The 20,918-nt window shown below is 45.8% G+C and carries 15 protein-coding genes; 5 read left to right on the top strand and 10 right to left on the bottom strand.

Going from position 1 to position 20,918, the window contains the following annotated elements:
• Positions 1 to 284 precede the first annotated feature (284 nt).
• The 6 genes from QUB61_RS21680 to QUB61_RS21655 all read right to left on the bottom strand — a co-directional run bounded on the left by QUB61_RS21680 (position 285) and on the right by QUB61_RS21655 (position 8,264).
• Positions 285 to 872, bottom strand: a complete 588-nt coding sequence (locus QUB61_RS21680; protein ID WP_333128582.1) for an REP-associated tyrosine transposase — start codon at positions 870 to 872, stop codon at positions 285 to 287.
• Between the two features lie 146 nt (positions 873 to 1,018).
• Complete coding sequence (locus QUB61_RS21675; RefSeq protein ID WP_333128578.1) at positions 1,019 to 1,468, bottom strand: EVE domain-containing protein; 450 nt, start codon at positions 1,466 to 1,468, stop codon at positions 1,019 to 1,021.
• Positions 1,465 to 3,825 (bottom strand): FHA domain-containing protein, encoded by a 2,361-nt coding sequence (locus QUB61_RS21670; protein WP_333128576.1) that lies wholly within the window; start codon positions 3,823 to 3,825, stop codon positions 1,465 to 1,467. The genes QUB61_RS21675 and QUB61_RS21670 overlap by 4 nt, the downstream gene beginning before the upstream one ends.
• Positions 3,826 to 4,176: 351 nt before the next feature.
• Positions 4,177 to 6,090, bottom strand: coding sequence for an ABC-ATPase domain-containing protein (locus QUB61_RS21665; RefSeq protein WP_333128574.1), 1,914 nt, complete (start codon positions 6,088 to 6,090; stop codon positions 4,177 to 4,179).
• Positions 6,091 to 6,288: 198 nt separating this feature from the next.
• Positions 6,289 to 7,326, bottom strand: a complete 1,038-nt coding sequence (locus QUB61_RS21660) for a M20/M25/M40 family metallo-hydrolase (protein WP_333128572.1) — start codon at positions 7,324 to 7,326, stop codon at positions 6,289 to 6,291.
• A gap of 359 nt (positions 7,327 to 7,685) precedes the next feature.
• A complete protein-coding gene (locus QUB61_RS21655; protein ID WP_333128570.1) occupies positions 7,686 to 8,264 on the bottom strand; it encodes a hypothetical protein in 579 nt (192 codons plus the stop codon).
• A gap of 789 nt (positions 8,265 to 9,053) precedes the next feature.
• Here QUB61_RS21655 and QUB61_RS21650 point away from each other — a divergent pair.
• A complete protein-coding gene (locus QUB61_RS21650; protein WP_333128567.1) occupies positions 9,054 to 12,404 on the top strand; it encodes an EAL domain-containing protein in 3,351 nt (1,116 codons plus the stop codon).
• Positions 12,405 to 13,229: 825 nt separating this feature from the next.
• Positions 13,230 to 15,788, top strand: a complete 2,559-nt coding sequence (glgP, locus tag QUB61_RS21645; protein WP_333128624.1) for an alpha-glucan family phosphorylase — start codon at positions 13,230 to 13,232, stop codon at positions 15,786 to 15,788.
• Between the two features lie 106 nt (positions 15,789 to 15,894).
• Here glgP and QUB61_RS21640 read toward each other — a convergent pair whose 3' ends face one another.
• From QUB61_RS21640 to QUB61_RS21630, 3 genes are all read right to left on the bottom strand, one after another.
• Positions 15,895 to 16,755: a DUF429 domain-containing protein gene (locus QUB61_RS21640; protein WP_333128565.1), complete on the bottom strand. Its 861-nt coding sequence runs from the start codon at positions 16,753 to 16,755 to the stop codon at positions 15,895 to 15,897.
• A gap of 118 nt (positions 16,756 to 16,873) precedes the next feature.
• Positions 16,874 to 17,059 carry a ribbon-helix-helix domain-containing protein gene (locus QUB61_RS21635; protein ID WP_333128563.1) on the bottom strand — a complete coding sequence of 62 codons (186 nt, stop codon included), beginning with the start codon at positions 17,057 to 17,059 and terminating at the stop codon, positions 16,874 to 16,876.
• A 126-nt stretch (positions 17,060 to 17,185) separates the two neighbouring features.
• Positions 17,186 to 17,371: a ribbon-helix-helix domain-containing protein gene (locus QUB61_RS21630; protein WP_333128561.1), complete on the bottom strand. Its 186-nt coding sequence runs from the start codon at positions 17,369 to 17,371 to the stop codon at positions 17,186 to 17,188.
• A gap of 213 nt (positions 17,372 to 17,584) precedes the next feature.
• Here QUB61_RS21630 and QUB61_RS21625 point away from each other — a divergent pair, with 213 nt between their 5' ends.
• Positions 17,585 to 18,067 carry a hypothetical protein gene (locus QUB61_RS21625; RefSeq protein WP_333128559.1) on the top strand — a complete coding sequence of 161 codons (483 nt, stop codon included), beginning with the start codon at positions 17,585 to 17,587 and terminating at the stop codon, positions 18,065 to 18,067.
• 213 nt (positions 18,068 to 18,280) lie between these two features.
• Here the strand turns inward: QUB61_RS21625 and QUB61_RS21620 are convergent, their stop codons facing one another.
• Positions 18,281 to 19,171, bottom strand: coding sequence for a hypothetical protein (locus QUB61_RS21620; RefSeq protein ID WP_333128557.1), 891 nt, complete (start codon positions 19,169 to 19,171; stop codon positions 18,281 to 18,283).
• 83 nt (positions 19,172 to 19,254) lie between these two features.
• Here QUB61_RS21620 and QUB61_RS21615 point away from each other — a divergent pair, with 83 nt between their 5' ends.
• Positions 19,255 to 19,845, top strand: a complete 591-nt coding sequence (locus QUB61_RS21615) for a hypothetical protein (protein ID WP_333128555.1) — start codon at positions 19,255 to 19,257, stop codon at positions 19,843 to 19,845.
• Between the two features lie 168 nt (positions 19,846 to 20,013).
• The coding region (locus tag QUB61_RS21610; RefSeq protein WP_333128553.1) for a tetratricopeptide repeat protein at positions 20,014 to 20,918 on the top strand (905 nt) is incomplete at its 3' end.

Genomic DNA, 20,918 nt, shown 5'->3' with positions numbered 1-20,918 from the left:
AGGCATCTTGCCTGTAAAATCTTAGTGGCACAGGCATCTTGCCTGTAAAATCTTAGTGGCACAGGCATCTTGCCTGTAAAATCTTAGTGGCACAGGCATCTTGCCTGTAAAATCTTAGTGGCACAGGCATCTTGCCTGTAAAATCTTAGTGGCACAGGCATCTTGCCTGTAAAATCTTAGTGGCACAGGCATCTTGCCTGTAAAATCTTAGTGGCACAGGCATCTTGCCTGTGACTGAAGCTTGAGCGGGCAAGATGCCCACCCCACAAGAAATTCAGAAAAAGCTAAACTTCATACATTTGCCAGAAAAAAGGATATTCCTCTGGAGTCACTGAAAGACCAGCTTTGACAGGATTTTGCCTAATATATTCCCAAAAAACCTGAAATTCTCGTTCATCTCTGACAATGTGGTCATGTCGCTCATCCTGCCAGACAGTACCAATATGCTTCATCACCTTGGGAATTTGTTTAGAACTGTAGCTTTTCATACTGTGCAGAATGCTGCTGAGCGACCAGAATTTATTATCCGACTTTTCTAAAGGCTGCATGAGCATATGCACATGATCGGGCATTACAACTAAGCAAAATATTTGATACCTTTGCCTATCAAAAAACTTGCAAGCATTGAGGACAACTTGCCTCGCAGCCGGAGTTAATTCCAGCTTTTCCCAAGTATTAAAAGTGATGAAATACACAGATCCTTCTAACTCCCAATGAGGTAAATTTCTGTAAGTAACTTTTAATTGAGCATCTCTGAGTTTAATGGGCAGACTAGAAGCCTGTCCCATAAAAAGCTGATATTGACCTGTGGGGTGGGCATCTTCCCCGCCCAAATCCTGATTGCTTGCCTGACTCAAAATTTCGCGAATCATATGACTAAGTACAACCGCAACTTAGTATAAAATAGCCTTAAAAAAGCAAAATTTCAATACCCTTACCGATGATTTTTGTAAAGTCTTTAAGCATTGTGGGGTGGGCATCTTGCCCGCCCCAAATATGCAAGTTAAATGGTCACAACTCATCTCATATTCAAAATCTTCTGTGCCGCACTTTCAGATATCGGCATCACCGATAACCGATTGCCTTTCCTCACCAGCAAAATCTCATCAGCACTAAACTTTTGTTTCAGTTCATCCAAAGATATTAACTTAGCAAACTCCTCAACAAACTCCACTCTCACAGTTTGCCAGCGAGGAGCATCAAACTGCGATTTGGCATCATAATATTCGTTATTTAGATCGAACTGACTCGGATCGGCAATCCCTGTTTCCACGACGCGCATTAACCCGGCAATACCCGGAAATTTAGTATTAGAATGGTAAAAAAATACTAAGTCTCCCCGACTCATTTCTCGCATAAAATTGCGCGCTTGATAGTTGCGAACGCCATCCCAAATCGAAGTGCGATCGCCCTTCAAGTCCGCAATACTGTAAACATCCGGTTCCGATTTCATCAGCCAATAATTCATACAATATCTTTCCGCTTCTGCAACCACAGAGTCAACATCAAATAAACAAAAATATGCACGCACAAAATAGCCCAATTTAAACTCAAATTCTCCCAGGTTGGATCGTAAACAGGAGTAGGCTCAAACGGCTGAGGAAGCGTACTCCCGTCCGGTAATGTAGTAGGCGCGGGAACCATCCCATTCACATTAACTAAAGAGCCGTAAGCACCCACAGACCAGCGGCTTAACATCAGCCAAGAAAACTTGCTCGCCGCACCTTCCATCTTAAACAAAACTCCAGAAAAAATAATCTGAGGCAGCAATAATAGAGGCAAAGCGCTATTAGCTTGAGAGCTATTTTTGACAATCGCGGAAACGACTAAGCCGAGACTTATGCAGCTCATCAAAGTTAGGAACGTGGTCATACTTGCTCCCACTGACCAGGAAATAAAACTCGGTTCGGGGGATTTAAAAGCAATCAGAATAACTCCTACCATTAACAGTGTTTGCAATACTGCCAAACCAGAAAGTATAAAAATTTTTGAACCTAAATAAGCAAACAATCCTAAATTGACCAAACGTTCGCGCAGATAAATAGCAGATTCTTTAACAATTTCTTGCAGAGAAGTTGCCAGTCCTACCCAAATCGCCGCGCAGGTAAATACAAATAAAACTCTGAGCGCTAAAGGTGCCAAAGTTGCCTCCGGTGCGCCAATTAATGGGTCTTTATCTCTGACGGCTAGCCGCAGCAAACTAATACCGATCGGAGCCGTTAAAAGAGCTAAACTCAAGTTAACTAAGTCGCGGGAAATAAGCTGAAAATAGCGCTGGGAAAGCAAAACGAGTTGTTTTACCAAAGATTGAGATTTTGGCACAGAAGGTGCTGAAGGCGTTTTTGCATTAGCCTTGCCTCTGCTGAAGTGGTTGACAATATAGCGCTGATAGTAGGGAGATTTATTAAACTTTTCTGCCCAGCTTTGAACGTTGATTTCTTCTGTTTCTAATTCGTTGTAAATGTCTGCAAAATCGCTTGTTTTGATATCGAAAAAATCGAGGGCTTCCCTAGGGGGGCCGAAGTAACAAAGGCGTCCGCCGCGACCCATAAACACAATCCGATCGCACATCGTGATATTTGCCGTCGCGTGAGTCACCAGAATCACCGTCCGGCCTTGATTTGCCAACTTTCGCAGCAGTTGCATCATCTTCTTATCCAAACCCGGATCGAGTCCTGAAGTCGGTTCGTCTAAAAAGAAAAGTTTCGGGTCTGCTAACAGTTCGACTCCGATACTGACTCGCTTTCGCTGTCCGCCGCTAAGCTGTTTTACCAAAGCCTTGCGACGGTGAGTCATTTCAATATCTTCTAAAGTTTTTGCGACTACCTGCTTGACATCTGTATCGGGAGGTAAGCGCAATTTAGCTGCATAACTCAAGACTTCTTCTACTCTCAAATCTGCGTGTACAATATCATCTTGAGGCACGTAACCGATTTGATTGCGGTAAATATTGAAGTTTTGGCGCAGGTTGTCGCCATTGAGAAACACAGCGCCGTTAGTAGTTTTTTCGATGCCTAAAAGCGTCCGCATTAAAGTAGATTTGCCAGCGCCGCTACCGCCGACTAAAGCCACAAACTGCCCCGGTTCGATCGCCAAAGTGATGTTATCCAAACGCTTCGGAATCACCAGACTGTCAGCATCCAAACGAATTTGATGGCCGGAGTCTTGCATCTGCAACTCACCGCTGCGGTAAGTTAGAGTAAACGGGCCGATCCGAATTGCATCTCCCTCGGACAACTGTACAGAATTTGTCACTCGCTGACCGTTAACAAAAACCCCGTTAACGCTGTGGTCTCGCAAAATATAATTACCGCGACTGTCTTGGTCGATTGTGGTGTGGCGTCTAGAAACAAGCGGCGCATCTAATTGCAGCGAAGCGTTTGGATCGCGGCCCAACAAAACCGACCGATTCTTAAGAAGAATTGACTGCTTGCTGGGGACAGCAACCTGATTCGCCAGCGGATTAAAATAACTCAGCAAAACTTGATTTTGAGGATCGAGACCGAGTTTAATTTCAGTGCCGTTTTTCAGACAATAACCGTCATTGGGAGTGATGCGAGTGCGATCGACAAATAAGCCATTAGTGCTCGGCCGCTGGCCGTCACCGTCGTAAATCCAGTAATTATCCCCCATTTGGCGCAAAACAGCGTGAACGCCGGAAACTGCGCGCCAGGCTTCGGGAATGACTAAATCGGCACGAGTCCCATCGCGCCCCAATACGTGCTGCTGCTGTTTTAACTCTAACTGTAAAACCTCGCCTTGATTGCTTAATACTAAATACGGTCGATCGCTTAAAGCAGTCAGTTGTCCTATATTGCCTGTCATACTTCAATGTGAGTCATTAGTCATTAGTCATTAGTCATTAGTTGTTAGTTGTTAGTCATTAGTCATTAGTTGTTAGTCATTAGTCATTAGTCATTGGTCATTAGTCATTGGTCATTAGTCATTGGTCATTGGTCATTAGTCATTGGTCATTAGTCATTAGTCATTAGTCATTGGTCATTAGTCATTGGTCATTGGTCATTAGTTATTAGTTATTAGTCATTAGTCAACCGCCAACCGTCAACAGTCAACCGTCAACCGTCAACCGTCAACCGTCAACCGTCATTAGGCAGAATAAAACTTTTCTCACTCTCCCACTCGGTCTAAAAAGCAATTTATATGGGTATAAAATTATCACCTTTTGGCAACAACGGACAAACTGCGAAGCCGATTAATTACCGCCGCCAATTCAAACCGTCGAAACATAGCAAAATCCCCTTCAGGAAAAGGCGATAAAATATCCATCCCCTGCGCGTCAATATCTGCCATCACCAAATCTATGATTTCCGACAAAGTGCGTTTTCCGTCCATGTATTGCTGCTTAGCATAAACCATTGCCGCAGCGATCGCCCTTAACTGTCCGCTGTCCACAATTTGCTCAATAGCACCCAAATCAATCTCCTCAGTTCCGAAAGCCAATTCATCAACATCCCGCACCTTCACCCGCACATCTCGCCGTCCCATACTCGGATCTAAACTAGCAGGAATCGGCACTCTTTGAGTAATCTCACCAAAATTTTCTCCCCCTTCAGCAGCACGGCTAATCGAGTATTTTATAGCAATTTCTTTAGCTTTTTCCGTCACATTATCTGCTTGAAAATTTTTCATTGCAATCACAGTATCCGCCACATCAAAATAATCACCGCTTCCCCCCATGACTAAAATAGTCGATACGCCGCAATCTGCGTACAACAGTTTAACTTTATCAATAAACGGCGTAATCGGTTCCTTATCCTTAGCGATGAGTTCCTGCATTCGGCGATCGCGAATCATAAAATTCGTCGCCGCCGTATCCTCATCCACCAATAAAACAGGCACTAAATCACCTTCTGAAATAGCGACTAATTCCGTCTCTAAAACAAAAGACTGAGCTTCTTCCTTCTTCCCTCTTCCCTCTTCCCTCTTCCCTCTTCCTTCTTCCTTCTTCCCTCTTCCTTCTTCCTTCTTCCTTCTCCCCACTTCCAAAGCCTCAATAATATTAGCAGCTTGCGACGTGCTACCGCTCGCATTTTTAGTATAAAATTGTGCAGTATCTCTACCTTGCGGCAAGTGGTTAATAAAAGGCGAAATATCAACTCCTGCCACACTTCTGCCATCTTCCGCTCTAATTTTCACCGCCGCCGGATTAGTCACCACAAATTCCCGACCATCTCCCGGAATTCGGTTGTAAACTCCCAACTCGATCGCCCTGAGTAAAGTTGATTTGCCGTGATAGCCGCCCCCAACAATCAAAGTAATGCCAGCGGGAATACCCATACCGGAAATCAAACCGCGATTCGGACAATTAAACTCAACTTTTAACGACGGCGGCGACTGAAAAGTCACAGCATTATTTAACAAAGGACTGTTGTCAACACCGCTGCGGCGGGGTAAAATAGAACCGTCAGCAACAAACGCAACTAATCCGTTTTGAGCTAACTGCTGCCGCAGCCAGTCAGCATCTTCTACAGTTTCAACATGACGGCGACATTCCGCAGCATTTAAGTTAGCATACTTCAGAGAATTGCTGACAATTTGCGGAATATCTTCGCACAGCATTTCAGCAGCTTGTCGCCCTAAAATACTGCGTCCACTCGCTGGAAGTCCGACGGCAAATCGCAGTTCTACCCCCCCTAATTCCCCCCCTTGGTAAGGGGAGGATATAGAGATTTTCTCCTCCCCTTGGTAAGGGGGGGTTGGGGGGGTAATAAATGCGGAAGTTCGCTCTAAAACTTCTTGTCCGAAGCGAGTCACTGCAATCAAACCGCTTTTCCCAGTGCCGCGTTTGCTGCTGATGCTGTGTGCTGCTTGGTCAAACTGGCGAGTTAGGTAATCTCGCAAAGCTATTTCTCGACTGCGAGAATTGAAAAGTTCGCCAGGAAGTTGAGCAATGTTTGGCGGAACTCTGACTCTAAATTTACTGGGAGAAGCAAACGGATCTCCCTGCACGTAATCAATAATTAATGTGAATTCAGAAAAGTCGTAGTTACCTTGAATGTCTTTGTAGGCTTTGTAGCCTCGATTGTCGAGTTGCCGTAAATGCCGTTGCAGGCTTTCTTTGTTAGTCATTTCTTATTGGTTATTTGTTATTGGTTATTTGTTATTGGTTATTTAGCAGCTTTTAGCTGGTTCCTAGGCTCTGCCTAGGAACCGATTTCCAGAGGCTCTGCCTCGCTTGCTTGGCGTGGGAAAATTGGAGGCAAGCCTCCGGATATGCGTTACCAGGCTCTGCCTGGTAACGAGTAGTTACCAATTACCGATTACCAATTACCGAATTTCCAATAATTTAGCCACGGCATTAACAACAATTTGAGCAGAACCGTCGAAAAAAGGTCGATCGATAGTTGCTAATGTATCGCTAGATTGGTGATAGTGGGGCGATCGCAAATTTGCAGTATCCGTCACCAACACAGCACCAATTCCTTTATACCAGAAAGGCGCGTGGTCGCTGCGCAAAACATCGGGAGTCAGCAACCCTTTCAGGGGAACCGGCAGCGCCACCACCGCAGGCAAATCGGCTTTTCCGGACTCCGCAAAACTTTTCAATAGCAGCGGATGTTCCGCATCCCCAATCACAGCGATAAACTCGCCTTTGTCGGGAGAAGTTACCCCCGATGCTTCTAGAAAAGGTTGCGCTGTCAACCCTTCGGGATATTGCTGGCATCCGGGCGTGCGACAGGCATAACCTACCATATCCAGGACAATCGCTCCCTGCAAATTTTTTAACCGCGCCTCGCTACCGGTGAATGCTAAACTGCCTAAAAGTCCGATTTCTTCCCTGTCGAAAAAAGCTATTTGCAATGTCCGAGGCGTGGGGCGAGAACCCAGCAGTCTTGCTACTTCTAAAACTACAGCAACTCCCGTCGCATTGTCGTCAGCCCCGGGCGAGTTTGGTACAGTATCGTAGTGTGCTGCGACTAAAATTGCACCAGCGTTTGAGTCAGTTCCTTTTCTCTCAGCGAAGACGTTAATTCCTCGATCGAACCGCTGCAACTCTGGGGGGAATCCTAATGTTTGCAGTTGTTGGGAAATGTAGTCTCTCGTAAAAGAGCGAGCTCGTTCTCCCTCGCGTTCTCCTGCTAAAGTATCGACGTGTTTCCACAACCGAGAGGGGTCAATTTGGGGCTGAAAAAAAGCCTCTTTTTCAGCAGGAAGCAGTAAGGGAGACGGGTTTTGAGAAGTGTGGATATTGCGATCGATCCAAACTTCGGGTACAGCCGACAACCGCTGCCACGAGTGAGAGCCCCAACCCGCAGCCGTCAGCGCAACCAGAATAAATAGCGCTATCCAAATCAATTGTTTCATCAGTAAGTCTATTGGAGATTTTAGAAAGGGCTTACGCACTCCTCACTCTCATCAACCGGGTTTTTTAGCGGGAGCGAGGGCTGCAACAAAGTCTTTTCGTATAAACCGGTTGATGCGTCCTGGACTGTTAGATTTTAGATTTTACATTGACACCTGAGTTAAAAATAAGCCTGTTTCAAAAAATGAAACTCAAAAGTCTTAACATTAGCGGAGGTCGAGCCACTTTTGTGTTTTTTTCTTGAGCTAAGAAAGCAGGTAAAAACCTTTAAATGTCGCCGTCGAATGTCTCTTGCTTTTTAGGTGATTCGACAGCGACATTCACCCCTACTACTTCAAGGTTCAAAATTCCCAATTTTCAACTACTTTTTTTCCAACTCAATCTCCTTGTTTTCCAATATCAACCCGCTGCTGCTGGGAACAGCGTAAGGAATAGTTGTTGCTGAAAATTTGACTATTTCAGTTGGTTGTTGAAACCACTCGGAATAACTGGGATTGAGTTGGTCGTACAGTGCTTTTAAAGCTTGGATTTCTGCCTCTAGCTGCGCTGCTGCTTGATTGATTCTGCGACCTTGTGCTTGCAAGCGCTTTTCCCCGGTTTGAACTTGGTTTTCTACTTCTTGCCAGTGCTGTCCGGCAAGCAATTTATCTATTTCAGCTTGTTTGTAGACCAGTAAAGCCTGTTTTTGTTGCAGTTTCTTTTCAGTAATTTTAGTCTCTCGGTCAATCTCCTGGATTTGCTGCAACCACTGATCCCCAAAAGCAGCATTTTGGTGATGGAACTCGGCAATGGCCTCAGGAGTATTATTCTTGGGAAAACTGACTGCCAGCCGGCACTCTGAGCGCTGTACGCCAAGTTTTTCCCGCGACTCTTGCAGGGCGGCAACTTCTGCTTGCAGCGCGCGGACTTCTTTTTGGAGTTCTGGGATCGTCTGACTCATAAAAAAATTCGGTAAGTGGGAAACGAGCGTCACAAAGAGTGCCCGCCCGGGAAACGACTCGGGGATTTCAATAAGCGAGGGAATCTTCCATTACAGGGGGATTGCTAGATTCGGTGTAATAAATGTAATGTACGAGCGGTGGGACAATTATCACCTCAAAGGTCGCAACCCGCGATCGCAGAATGTTCGCTCCTTTATGAGCCTCCATGAGAGGGGTAATGTTAGCTTGCGCCAAAGTTTACGCTCGGTACTCGATCTAGGACACTGACTTAACCCAATAAATCTGTTTAATCCTAAATTTCTCTTGGCAAGGAACTATGCGAAGCATTCCCTGGTAGGTCTTTAACTCTTACGGCTAACGTAGTACGCAGGTACGCATGACTGTCAACTATGGTTTAAGTCAAAGGCCCGAAGCAAGCGTGTCTTTAGACCAGCGTCGTTGACTGGTTCAATTAGTGGAGCTCTGCATCGATTTTAAGCTAATGGTTTATTTTTATAACCAATCCCGGCCGCCTCCTTGCAGGAATTATCTAATTTTAGCGTGCTCAGGGCCGATGTCTAGGCATAATGGCTTATAATTGGTGGCACAAGGGCTGATGACACATTTTAAATTCAGATTAAAATTATAATTAGTTACGAGCCTAATTTATTTGTGTAGAAAATCCCACTTGCCAAATTAACATAAATTCAGGTTCGATATCTTTGCCTTTCCTACCTCTACGTCCGCTCAAATTTTTTCAGGGTTTTGACAGCGAAAAAGCATCTATTGAAAATTAGGAACAGGAGCATATGAAAATTACACATCGATTAATTTTGGGATCTTTAATTGCTGCTATTTTTGGTGTGGAATGTTGCATCAATGGAAAAATATTTGTGGCAAGCGTAGGGGATGGAGACGGCAATCGCGCTCTAGGAGCAATTTTGGTGGCGCCTGAGAAACATAGCTATTTGCGATCGGCATCTCGCCCTTCAGCTTCTGCAAGCGCCGAGTTATTTTTGGAGAAATTATTCCAAATAGAACCAGTAAATTTACCGACGAGCGACAATTTTATCCAATCTCAGGAAATTACAGGAAAAGAGCGTAGTTTGAGGTTAATAACAATCTGTGCTTATCTGGCTTGTATTTCTGTAGTAATCTCCTTATTAATCAGGACGCATACAGTAAATATCTTATCCCAGGCGATCGGCTCCCGCAAACCGAAGTCTGAAACAGGGAAGGACAAGTTACCAGAAGGAGAGAAAGTGTTGCCTCCAAAAAAAGAACAGGATATCTGGGATACTCTTGCCAAAATGACCCAAGATTTGCAGCAAACTGCCGAATATGCCCTCGATATTTGCGAGGAAATGAACGTCTCGATAATTGCGGTCACCCCGGGCGGTCATATCCTGTCCTTAAACCAAACTACCTGTCAACTTTTGGGATACTCTAAAAAAGAGTTGTTAGGCAAACCAATAGCCGGACTTTTTAAGAAAACTGAATCACCAGCGCCAGAGTTAGAATTAGCAAATTTAACAGCCGAAGGTCCTGTCCGCAACGTCGAAAAAGTCTACGTTTCTAAACATGGCAAAAAAATAATTGTACTGCTTTCTATTTCAAATATTCGCGACGGCAAAGGCGAGGTCAGCGGCAAGTTGTATATCGCACAAGATATTACCGAGAGCAAGCGGGCTGAAAGAGATTTGCGGCGCAGTGAAAAAAAGTTTCGGCAACTGATAGAAACGGTTAATGCTGCTGCATTGATCTATCACCGCAGACAGTTGCGCTATGTCAATTCTCAGACTGAAGCTCTGACTGGATATACTCGGGAAGAATTGCTAGCGTTGGATTTATACGACTTAATTCATCGAGATTTTATAGAAATAGTTAAAAGCTGGGGTAAATCCAGCCACCGGCGATCGAGTGCTGGTTCAAAATATGAAGTAAGAATTCTCACGAAAACCGGAGAAACACGCTGGATTGAAGCAACTGTAGATATTATCAAATTTGAGAGAAAAGCGTCAATATTAATCACAGCCTTTGACATCAGCGATCGCAAATTAGCAAAGCTAGAACTAGAAACCTCTCTTTCCTTGCTTCAGGCAACCATTGAATCTACTGCGGACGGCATTCTGGCGGTTGACGGGCAAGGAAAAATTGTCACCTTTAACCGTAAGTTTGCCCAAATGTGGCAGGTGCCGGATTACCTGCTCGATTTGAGAGATAACAACCAAATTTTGGGTTTCGGAATCAACCAGTTAAAACACCCGGAAATCTTTCTCAACCGCGCTAAAGAATTGTCGGATCGCCCGGCCGCAGAAAGTTTTGATATCCTCGAGTTTAAAGATGGCAGAATGTTGGAGCGCTACTCGCTGCCGCAGTGCACGAAAGGCAAAATTACTGGTCGAGTATTCAGCTTTCGGGATGTAACGGAACGGGTGCAATCAGAAGAAAAACTCCGCAAAAGCGAAGAACGCTTTCACCTGCTGACGCGGGCGACAAATGAGGCAGTATGGGATTTGGATTTGTTAAAAAATGAGTATTGGTTGAGTAAAGAATTTGAAAAAGTATTTGGATACAAACTCAACGAAACTCAGACGATAGATTTAGAATCATGGTGGCTAAATATTCACCCCGAAGAACGGGAAAGAGTGATATTAAGCTTCAAGGAAATAATGAACTCAGACGCTAAAAGTTGGTCGGAGGAATACAGCTTTCGCCGTGCAGAGGGGGGATATGTTTTTGTGCTCGATCGCGGGTACATCATCCGCAATGAAAGTGGCAAAGCAATAAGGGCCATCGGCACGATGATGGACATCACTCAGCGCAAGCAAGCTGAAGAAATTCTCCGCTATCAAGCTGTTTACGACCAACTCACGGGTTTACCGAACAGGCTACTTTTTAACGAGCGGCTGCTGGCGTCATTAAAAAAAGCTAAAAAAACCAAAAAAATGCTAGCTGTGATGTTTTTAGACTTGGACAAATTCAAAAAGATTAATGATACACTAGGTCACGCTGCAGGCGATCGCTTGTTAGAAGGTTTTGCCGGACGCATCAGCGAGACTTTGCGATCGACTGATACGGTAGCCCGCTGGGGAGGCGACGAATTTACCCTACTCCTTCCCGACATCAATTGCTTAGAAGATGCAGTTAAAACAGCTCAAAGAATACTCAACAATTTAAAGCCAGCATTTAAACTAGAAAAACAGGCGTTTCACATCAGCAGCAGCATCGGCATTGCCGTTTATCCCGATGACGGTGAAGATGCCGAAACTTTAGTCAAAAATGCCGATGCCGCCTTGTACCGCGCTAAAGAAATGGGAAGAAATAACTATCAGTTATATACTTCAACAATTAATCCCCAAGGCAGCCACTTGCTAACTATAGAAAGCAGGCTGCACGAGGCTCTAGAACAGGGAGAATTTGAGGTTTTCTACCAGCCAAAAGTAAACATCACTACTTGGAAAATTCAGGGTATGGAAGCCCTGCTGCGCTGGCACCATCCAGAATTAGGTTTAGTTACTCCCGCTACATTTATTTCGATCGCCGAAGAGAACGGACTCATTGTACCTATTGGGGAATGGGTGCTGCAAACTGCCTGCACTCAAAATAAAGCTTGGCAGGATGCTTTGCAGCCAGATTTGCGGGTAGCAGTCAACGTTTCGGCTCGGCAGTTCCAGCAATTTAATTTATTAGAAATGGTAGCGAACTGCTTGGAAAAAACTGGTTTAGCACCCAAGTATTTAGAGCTAGAAATTACCGAGACTACAGCCATGCAAAATGTGGATTATACCACAAAAGTTATGAAAGATTTGCAGAATATGGGAGTGCAGATTGCGCTGGAGGATTTCGGCACGGGTAATTGTTCTCTAAATAATCTCAAAAAGTTGCCCTTGAATATCTTAAAAATAGACAGGTCGTTGGTCAGCCAACTGACGACCGATCCGTGCGAACGGGCGATTGCCAATGCTTTAGCGACGCTGGGGCGAGATTTGAACTTGAGTGTTGTAGCCGAAGGAGTAGAAACTAAAGAGCAGTTGGAGTGTTTGCGAGCGCTCCACTATCGAGAAATTCAGGGTCACTATTTCAGCCCTGCCCTCTCGGCTGACGATGCTAGCAAACTTTTGGTAAATTCTCAGTTGCGACAAGTGAAAATTGCATAATTAGTCATTAGTCATTAGTCATTAGTCATTAGTCATTAGTCATTAGACTGATTGCATAATTTTTTGATTGGGGAAACCCCAGATGCAAGGTTGATTAACAGTAAGACTTTTTCTGACATTTGCTAACAATCACTTACATTTGCCAGAGGCCTTTATATCATATACAATGAATTTAGCCACTCAGATGTAGGTGAAAAACCTTGGTAGTACGCAACCGCTATATAAATAAGTTGCCTCTACAGTATCAAAGCAAATAATCAGATTGGCTAATAGCTGTAAGCGATAACCAAGCTGAAAGCAAGAATATAAGTGCTTGTAGAAAATTCTACGGGCATCGGTTGATACGCCTTGGTTGAGATCAGGTCTCAACTTATATATTTGTTAGCAAATGTTAGCAAAAAAGTATCGGCACCCTATAGCAGATGCTTTTCAACAGAGGAAAGCGAATGCCTGCAATTCAAGTCTAGTGCAGAAGCCAGCGATTGTTGAAATCGCTGGCTTTTACTACTCCTATTTCATACGGAAAGAGAATTTCGATCGAACACGCGGGCGGCCCAGATGGGATTTTTCGGTCTAACGGTATTGAGAAATCTCCTACTTGCAGTGGGAAAAGCCGTTTTAGGGGCATCGGCATTTGCACGGGGCCACGGCAGTTAAAAGCTTAGCTGGGCTAGGGACACACCACGGCTTCGTTTCGATAAAGATGGTCGATACAGTCGATCGCGATCGCCCCCGCTGGTTAAAACTTAAAATAGTGTGCAGAATAACGGACTTGCGGCTAAAGACAGAGGAAAATATCGCTACTCCAACATAAAACCTTTGTCTATGCAGCCGATTCGCACATTTAACGTTTCCCCGTCCCTGCCTCCAATCCTCGAACCCCTGCGCAAGCTGGCCTACAACTTGCACTGGGACTGGAACGTCGATACCAAAGACCTCTTCCGCCGCCTCGATCGAGACCTCTGGGATTCCAGCAACCAAAACCCGGTGCTGATGCTCGGAACTATATCTCAAGAGCGACTGCAAGAAATGGCAGAAGACGAAGGCTTCATTGCCCAAATGAACCGAGCCGCCCAGCAGTTAGACGATTATCTCAAAAATCGCGCCTGGTACCGCAAACAGCGCGGCACCGATCGGCAGGAATGCTACGCTTACTTTTCGATGGAATTCGGCTTAGTTAAAGCCCTACCCATCTATTCCGGCGGTTTGGGCGTGCTCGCAGGCGACCACCTCAAATCAGCTAGCGATTTGGGCTTGCCCTTAGTCGGTGTCGGCCTGCTGTACCAAGAAGGTTATTTTTCGCAGTATCTCAACGCCGACGGCTGGCAGCAAGAACGTTATCCGCTTAACGATTTCTACAATATGCCGCTGCACCCAGAACGCAATCCCGACGGTTCGGAATTGCGGATTGAGGTAGACTATCCCGGCCGCAAGGTTTACGCGCGGATTTGGCGGGTACAAGTGGGTACTGTGCCCCTGTACCTGATGGATACAAATATTGCACCTAACAGCCCCTACGACCAAGATATTACGGACCAACTGTACGGCGGCGATAAAACTCTGCGGATGCACCAAGAAATCATGCTGGGCATCGGCGGCGTAAAAATGCTCAAGGCCCTGGGGCTGACAGTTACGGCTTATCACATGAATGAAGGCCACGCGGCTTTTATGGCTTTGGAACGGATACGGATGCTGATGGAGGAATATCACCTGAGTTTTGTGGAAGCGGAACAGGTGGTGGTTTCTAGCAGTATGTTTACGACTCACACGCCGGTGCCTGCTGGGTTTGACTTGTTCGAGCCGGATATGGTGATGCACTATCTCGGTCAGTATCCCAAGATGTTTGGCTTGTCGCAAGATCGGTTTTTGGGATTGGGCCGCGAGAATACTGGCGATTTGTCCGCACCTCTGAATATGGCAATTTTGGCAATTAAAATGTCGAGTTTTGTCAACGGGGTGGCGGCTTTGCACGGTGTGGTGTCGCGCCCGATGTTTAGCGGACTCTGGCCGGGTTTGCCCGTGGATGAGGTGCCGATTACTTCGATTACAAACGGGGTGCACGCTCGCAGTTGTGTGGCGAAGTCTACTCAGGAGTTGTACGATCGATACCTCGGCCCGGATTGGGAAATGACTCGCAAGGACGATCGACTCTGGGACAGGCTGGCGACGATTCCTGATGAGGAATTGTGGCGGAATCACGAACGCTGTCGCTCGGAGTTGGTGGTGTTCGCGCGGGAGTGGCTGGAAAAGACTTTGCGCGAGCGCGGTGCGGCCCAAACGGAAATCGATCGGGCGCGGGAGGCTCTTAATCCGAAGGTGCTGACGATCGGGTTTGCCCGCCGCTTTGCTACTTACAAGCGGGCTACACTGTTTTTGCGCGATGTCGAGCGAATTATGCGGATCATGCGGGACAGCAACCGTCAGGTGCAGTTTGTGATTGCTGGGAAGGCTCACCCGATGGATATTCCGGGTAAGGAATTGATTCGGGATATCGTTCACTTCATCCGCGAACACGACACGATGAGCTCGATGGTCTTTTTGCCGAACTACGACATTAATGTCGCTCGGATGATGGTGTCGGGCTGCGATGTGTGGCTGAATACGCCGCGCCGCCCCCGGGAAGCTTCGGGTACTTCGGGGATGAAAGCTTCGATGAATGGTTTACCGAATCTCAGCATCCTCGACGGATGGTGGGATGAGGCTGATTATGTTCGCACCGGTTGGCCGATCGGACATGGCGAGTTTTACGAAGATACTAAGTATCAGGATGATGTCGAGGCGAATGCTTTGTACGACTTGATGGAAAAGGAAGTTGTACCGCTGTTTTACAACCGGGATGCTGATGGCATTCCCCGCGGTTGGACGGCGAAAATGAAGGATTCGATTCGCTTGAACTGTCCTTTCTTCAATACGGCTCGCATGGTGAAGGATTACGCGCGCCGGGCTTATTTCCCGGTGAGCGATCGCTTCCACACCATGACTTCGGATAATTGCGCTCCGGCGAAGGAGTTGTCTCACTGGAAGAAGCACGTTCTTGCGAAGTGGCACGATATTAAGATTGAGGCTGTTGATATTTCCCAGGATAAGGAAGTTAAGGTCAATGAGTCGATCGGTGTTAAATCTCGGATTAATCTGATGGGATTGACGCCTGCGGACGTGCAAGTCGAACTTTATCAAGGTTCGGTTGATGCTAACGGAAATATCATCGCTGGCGTGCCGGTGGTGATGGAGTATTTGGGTGAAGATTCTCACAATGCTAGCCTTTATACGGCTGAAATTACTTATACTTCTAGCGGTTTGCAAGGTTTGTCGCTGCGGGTTTTGCCGAAGCACGATAATCTCAGCAGTCCTTATGAAGCTGGCGTGATTCTCTGGGCACATTAGTCATTAGTCAGCAGTCATTAGTCATTAGTCATTAGTCAGCAGTCATTAGTCAGGAGTCAGGAGAATAAAGGAATATTTTCCTAATTCTCCCGCTCTCCCACTCTCCTTATCGAACTTGGGGAATGACTATGTAGCCGGTTGTGCGATCGCCCAATACCAAATTCCGCTCTATTCCCCAGTACCACCAGTGCGCGCCGATATAAGCACACAGCAAGGCATCTAGCTTGTCTTCTAAGGCTTTGAGGGTTGCAACACTGGTGGGGATTTGGGGGAGAGTTGAACCGCTCACAGGCAAGATGCCTGTGCCACTGCTCACAGGCAAGATGCCTGTGCCACTGCTCACAGGCAAGATGCCTGTCCCACTGCTCACAGGCAAGATGCCTGTCCCACTGCTCACAGGCAAGATGCCTGTGCCACAAGACAGATTTAGAGAGGGTTCGAGGCTCGGTAAAATATCTACAATATACTGGCAGAGTTTCATCAATTCTAGTTGACGCTCTGCCAGTTTTCCTTTTTTGTATTTGATGATTTTGTCTAATTTAAATAAGTTTATTGTGGCTGGATGGGGATAGACTTCTATTTGATATCTGCCTAATTTTTGAGCTTCTATTATCGGTGCGTGGACAAATCCTCGGGCTTCTAAACTGAGGCCGAATTCGACTGTTTTTTGGGCGAAGGGGCGGGAAAGATTGGCGGGATAGCAGCCGGCGTGGTAGCGCCCGAAGTGTTTGTGGGTGAGTTTGTCTGCTTCGCGCATTCCGGTTGGATTGGCGATAATTGTGGGGGCGTCTACGGCGATGATTGCTGGTTCGGTTGGGGAGATTTGGGTGTCGAGCCAGGTGAGAATGTCGTTAAGGGATTGTTGGCGATCGCACTCTATTAATTCTATTTGGTTATTTTGCCAATTCAAACAGCACAAACCGCTTGCTCCTGAGCTCCAACCTAAATCTATTCCGATAAATTTCATTTAGTATTATTGAACCGCGAAGACGCGAAGAACACGAAGGAAGAATTAGGAAGAAGAAGCAACAAGTAGATAATCTTCTACTGGGAAGAAAGTAAAAGATCGATCGCACAAACTGCTCTCAACTTTTATCTTGTTTCTCATCGGATGGTGGGGACTGTTTTTGCATTTGTTTTTGACGTTCTCTGACAGCTTGTTCCAAAATGAATGCTGACAAGCCGCTGATTGAACGGCGTTCCTCATTTGCCCACTCTTGAAGTAGGTCATAGATTCCTTCTGCTATGGAGGTTGATACACGTTTAGCCATGAGAGGGTAATTGTTTCTTATTTAAGCCGATCGCCATTGTCGAGTATTTTAGACAATTTTGTCGAATATGCAGCATAATGCTGCTTTTGCACAGCACTATGCTGCTATTGCACGCCCCAACTGCACTCAACTCTTCTCCTGCTTGTCATCCGATGGCTGGGGTTGTTGTTTCATTTCCTTTTGGCGTTCTCTGGCTGCTTGCTCCAAAATGAATGCTGACAAGCTGCTGACTGAACGGCGTTCTTGACTTGCCCACTCTTCAAGGATGTCATGGATTCCATCAGCCAAATAAGTGGTTAAGCGTTTGGTCATCAGAGGCTCAGTATTTTCTTGTCTACGGTAATCGTCATTGTGCTGTATCTGCGCTATCTTGTCGAGTTCACGTCATTATCGACACATATATGTAACGTTTAAGTGGTATAATCTTATAGAGTCAAAAGCCAGCGCTGAACTTTTGCACGGCCCGCGCTGGCTAATGGTTCCCCAAATACAAGGAGACAGTCCAAATAAAAGGAGACTATTACTATGGTAAAGCCTGTGAGCGACGGCAGCGAATATAACCGCGGCTATCAACAAGCTTTGAATGATTTTGGCATCACGCAACTGCTGTCGGGTATCCGCAGCTACTCTGATGAGGATTTTGATGCCGATCGCGCGCGCATGACTGGGCCAGAGATCGAAAGCTTTGCGGTGTTTCTGATTCTGCGCGTCGGGGCGAATCTCAAAGGTAGTACGATCGCCCGCTACGTCAACACTCTCAGAAAAGCAAATTCTCCGACGATCGCCGATCGCCCCGCGATCGAACTCAACTCAAATTCGCGAGGGAAAACACCTGAAAAGTCAAAGGGGGGCGATCGCAATTCTTGGGCGATCGTCCGAATTTTACCGAATGCTGAGCACTATACAATTGCGCGTTTTGTCAACCGCCAAGATGCGGACGATCGGCGGAGGGCTTTGTGTCGGTTTATTCCAGGGGGTGTGTTTGAAGTTGTGTGCGATCGGACCTAATCAATAAACACAAATCCCGTAGGGTGTACTAAATCCAGATCCCCCTAAATCTCCCTTAAGAAGGGGGACTTTGTATCTCTCACTTGTTGTTGAGTTTTGATCCCCCTAAATCCCCCTTAAGAAGGGGGACTTTGAATGCTCTTGTTCCCCCCTTATTAAGGGGGGTTAGGGGGGATCGAGATTATTTTGGCATCCAATAAACCAGCCCCCAATTTATTTATAAGGTTGAAAAGGTTTGGGACTTACAATTAACAATTGATCGCCAGATTGACTTTGTTGAATGGCAATCACTGGCGGGCGAGCGTTAGGGTCTTTTTGCTGTTCTTTTGTTAAAGCCGGAAACAGATAAATCCAGTTTCCTCTCTCCAAAAGCAACCGCCAAACTCTAGGTTCTTTGGGATTATTGATATCAGTATAATCTCTTTTGCTCAAATCTGCAAATAAACCCAAATCGCCGATCGCCTTAAATCCTTTGGGGTCTAATCGATCTGTTGGATCGTCGAGTTTTCTGCCTAAAGCAATGTTGTCTTGTTTGCCGATTAAGGCAACGGCGGGTAAAGACGAATTTTCCCCGGCATCGCGTCGGGCATCGGCAATACCTTGGTGGTAAGCTGACCAAAACAACATTAGCAACACCCAACCGACGATGATAATTTCGTCAACGAGCGATCGCAATAATTTGATTGAGTTCACTCTATTGATATTAAATCGCTGCCAAGATTTCAGGAAGCGATGAAGCAAACCTAATCTTCTTCTGCGAGCAGAAAAACGCCAACGTCTAGCTCTGCGATTAATTTTAGTAGCAACTGTCTTGTTTATACTACTAACCAGCCACAAACTGAGGTAAATCGCCAGGGCTGTCAGCAGAAGGGCGATCGCACTTCTGAGTATTGTCCAGCCATCAGCTAAAAACACCTGAAGCGGTACTAGGAAAAACGATTCTACTGGTAAATCGAGGGTAATTACATTTAGCTGAAAGCAGTAAAAATAAGACCAGCGATAAATCCAGCCGGTGAAAAACAAAGCGACACCGAGTAAGCCAACTACACTGGCAAAGTTGCCTAAAATATTCGATTCGGGAGTAGGTTGGGGAGAAGCGGTCACGGAATCACCTTGAAGGGATGTGGAGTACAATTTTAGGATATTAGCAGGGGTAACGCTTATCCTTGAAGGGGGTCTAGGGGACGATGAAACGCAAAATACTTTCATTTATAGTTGTAGCACTTTTTACGGTAACAGCGGGTATGGCAGCACAAGTTAATGCTGCCACTCAGGAAGTCCAGAAACAGAATTTGCGATCGGTACAAGCACAGGCTAACGCTAGCGCGCCGATACCCGTAGCGTTGCCGACGCAAGCGGAAATTGTGATGAAAGGGGGCGGAAAAAGAGACGGTCGAGTTGTGCAGATTGACGAGAAAGTGCAACAATTATGGATACAGCTAGGACAGGAAAAGCGATCCATTCCGTTGGGTCAAATTGATAAAATCGTGTTTTCCAAAACTGCGGTGGTTTATCGTAGTAATGGGGAGCGATTTATTCGGGGCGAACTCCCGCCAGCTACTAGCACTCAAGCCAAATGGAATGGCATTCCCATGAGTGCTTTTGAGCTGAAAGATGCTGTTAAAGGTCAAGCTGTGGTGAAATTGGGGCCGCCTGTCGTGAATCGGGCGCAATTGCGCGGGATTTTGGGAGTATCGAAAGATCGGCAATTTTTCGTGGATGAAATGCAGTTTGATGTGCAGAAAAAGACGATGACAATTGCCGCGACTCCGTATTGAGTCCGTCGCGGAGCCAGAAACCGGGTTTTTTTACGAAAATATTTCGTTGCAGCCAGCAGATTCGATAAAAACCCGGTTTCTTTGGTGGGAGTGCGTAAGTCCTGATTAAGTAAAGATTCTGCGTTTGATACCTATTCTGTTAATCGAATTTGGTGAATCATAAAAAAGATGAAACGAATTATTAGTAGTGTTTTGCTTTTGGGTGTGTGTCTGACTCCTCTGACTGTGCCAGTGATGGTGCAACCGAGTGGGGGGCAAAGTCAAAATTCCCAGGTTCAAGAAGTAGAGAGACTGATACAGCAAGCAAAGCAACAACAACAGCAAGGAAAACCGCAACAGGCAATAGAAACATGGCAGCAGGTTCTAACTCTTGCACGACAATTGAAAGATAGAAAAAACGAAGCATTAGCACTCAATGATATTGGTGGAGTTTACTACAGTATTTTTCAGCCACAAGAAGCTTTAAAATACTTGAACCAAGCTTTGCTAATTAGGCAGGAAGAGAGCGATAGTACAGGCATTGCTACTACTTTAAATGATCTTGGTGTAGTTTACGAAAACATCGGACAACCACAAGAAGCTTTGAAATACTTGAACCAAGCTTTACCGATTAGGCGAGAAGTGGGAGATCGCTCTGGGGAAGCTGCTACTTTGAGTAATATTGGTGCAGTCTACAACAGCATTTCCCAGCCACAAGAAGCATTGAAATACTTGAACCAAGCTTTACCGATTAGGCGAGAAGTCGTAGATCGCACTGGAGAAGCTGCGACTTTAAATAATATCGGTTTGGCCTACAGCAATATCGGACAGCCACAAGAAGCATTAAAATACCTTAAGGAAGCTTTACCCATGAGGCGGGAAGTGGGAGATCGCTCTGGGGAAGCTGCTACTTTGAATAATATCGGTTTTGCCTACAACAATATGGGACAGCCACAAGAAGCATTGACATACTATAACGAAGCTTTACCAATTTTGCGAGAAGTAGGTGATCGTGCAGGGGAAGCTGCTACTTTGAATAATATCGGTTTTGCCTACAACAATATGGGACAGCCACAAGAAGCATTGACATACTA

The sequence above is a fragment of the Microcoleus sp. C2D2 genome, assembly GCF_036702495.1.
GTDB lineage: Bacteria > Cyanobacteriota > Cyanobacteriia > Cyanobacteriales > Microcoleaceae > Microcoleus.
This window is presented reverse-complemented; position numbering and strand designations above follow the sequence as displayed.

Excerpts from the sequence above, each read along its gene's own strand:
- QUB61_RS21625 (WP_333128559.1), top strand. The coding sequence starts at position 17,585 with ATGGTAAAGCCTGTGAGCGACGGCAGCGAATATAACCGCGGCTATCAA.
- QUB61_RS21630 (WP_333128561.1), bottom strand. The coding sequence starts at position 17,371 with ATGACCAAACGCTTAACCACTTATTTGGCTGATGGAATCCATGACATC.
- QUB61_RS21650 (WP_333128567.1), top strand. The coding sequence starts at position 9,054 with ATGAAAATTACACATCGATTAATTTTGGGATCTTTAATTGCTGCTATT.
- QUB61_RS21660 (WP_333128572.1), bottom strand. The coding sequence starts at position 7,326 with ATGAAACAATTGATTTGGATAGCGCTATTTATTCTGGTTGCGCTGACG.
- QUB61_RS21680 (WP_333128582.1), bottom strand. The coding sequence starts at position 872 with ATGATTCGCGAAATTTTGAGTCAGGCAAGCAATCAGGATTTGGGCGGG.
- QUB61_RS21655 (WP_333128570.1), bottom strand. The coding sequence starts at position 8,264 with ATGAGTCAGACGATCCCAGAACTCCAAAAAGAAGTCCGCGCGCTGCAA.
- glgP (WP_333128624.1), top strand. The coding sequence starts at position 13,230 with ATGCAGCCGATTCGCACATTTAACGTTTCCCCGTCCCTGCCTCCAATC.
- QUB61_RS21615 (WP_333128555.1), top strand. The coding sequence starts at position 19,255 with ATGAAACGCAAAATACTTTCATTTATAGTTGTAGCACTTTTTACGGTA.
- QUB61_RS21670 (WP_333128576.1), bottom strand. The coding sequence starts at position 3,825 with ATGACAGGCAATATAGGACAACTGACTGCTTTAAGCGATCGACCGTAT.
- QUB61_RS21635 (WP_333128563.1), bottom strand. The coding sequence starts at position 17,059 with ATGGCTAAACGTGTATCAACCTCCATAGCAGAAGGAATCTATGACCTA.
- QUB61_RS21665 (WP_333128574.1), bottom strand. The coding sequence starts at position 6,090 with ATGACTAACAAAGAAAGCCTGCAACGGCATTTACGGCAACTCGACAAT.
- QUB61_RS21675 (WP_333128578.1), bottom strand. The coding sequence starts at position 1,468 with ATGAATTATTGGCTGATGAAATCGGAACCGGATGTTTACAGTATTGCG.
- QUB61_RS21640 (WP_333128565.1), bottom strand. The coding sequence starts at position 16,755 with ATGAAATTTATCGGAATAGATTTAGGTTGGAGCTCAGGAGCAAGCGGT.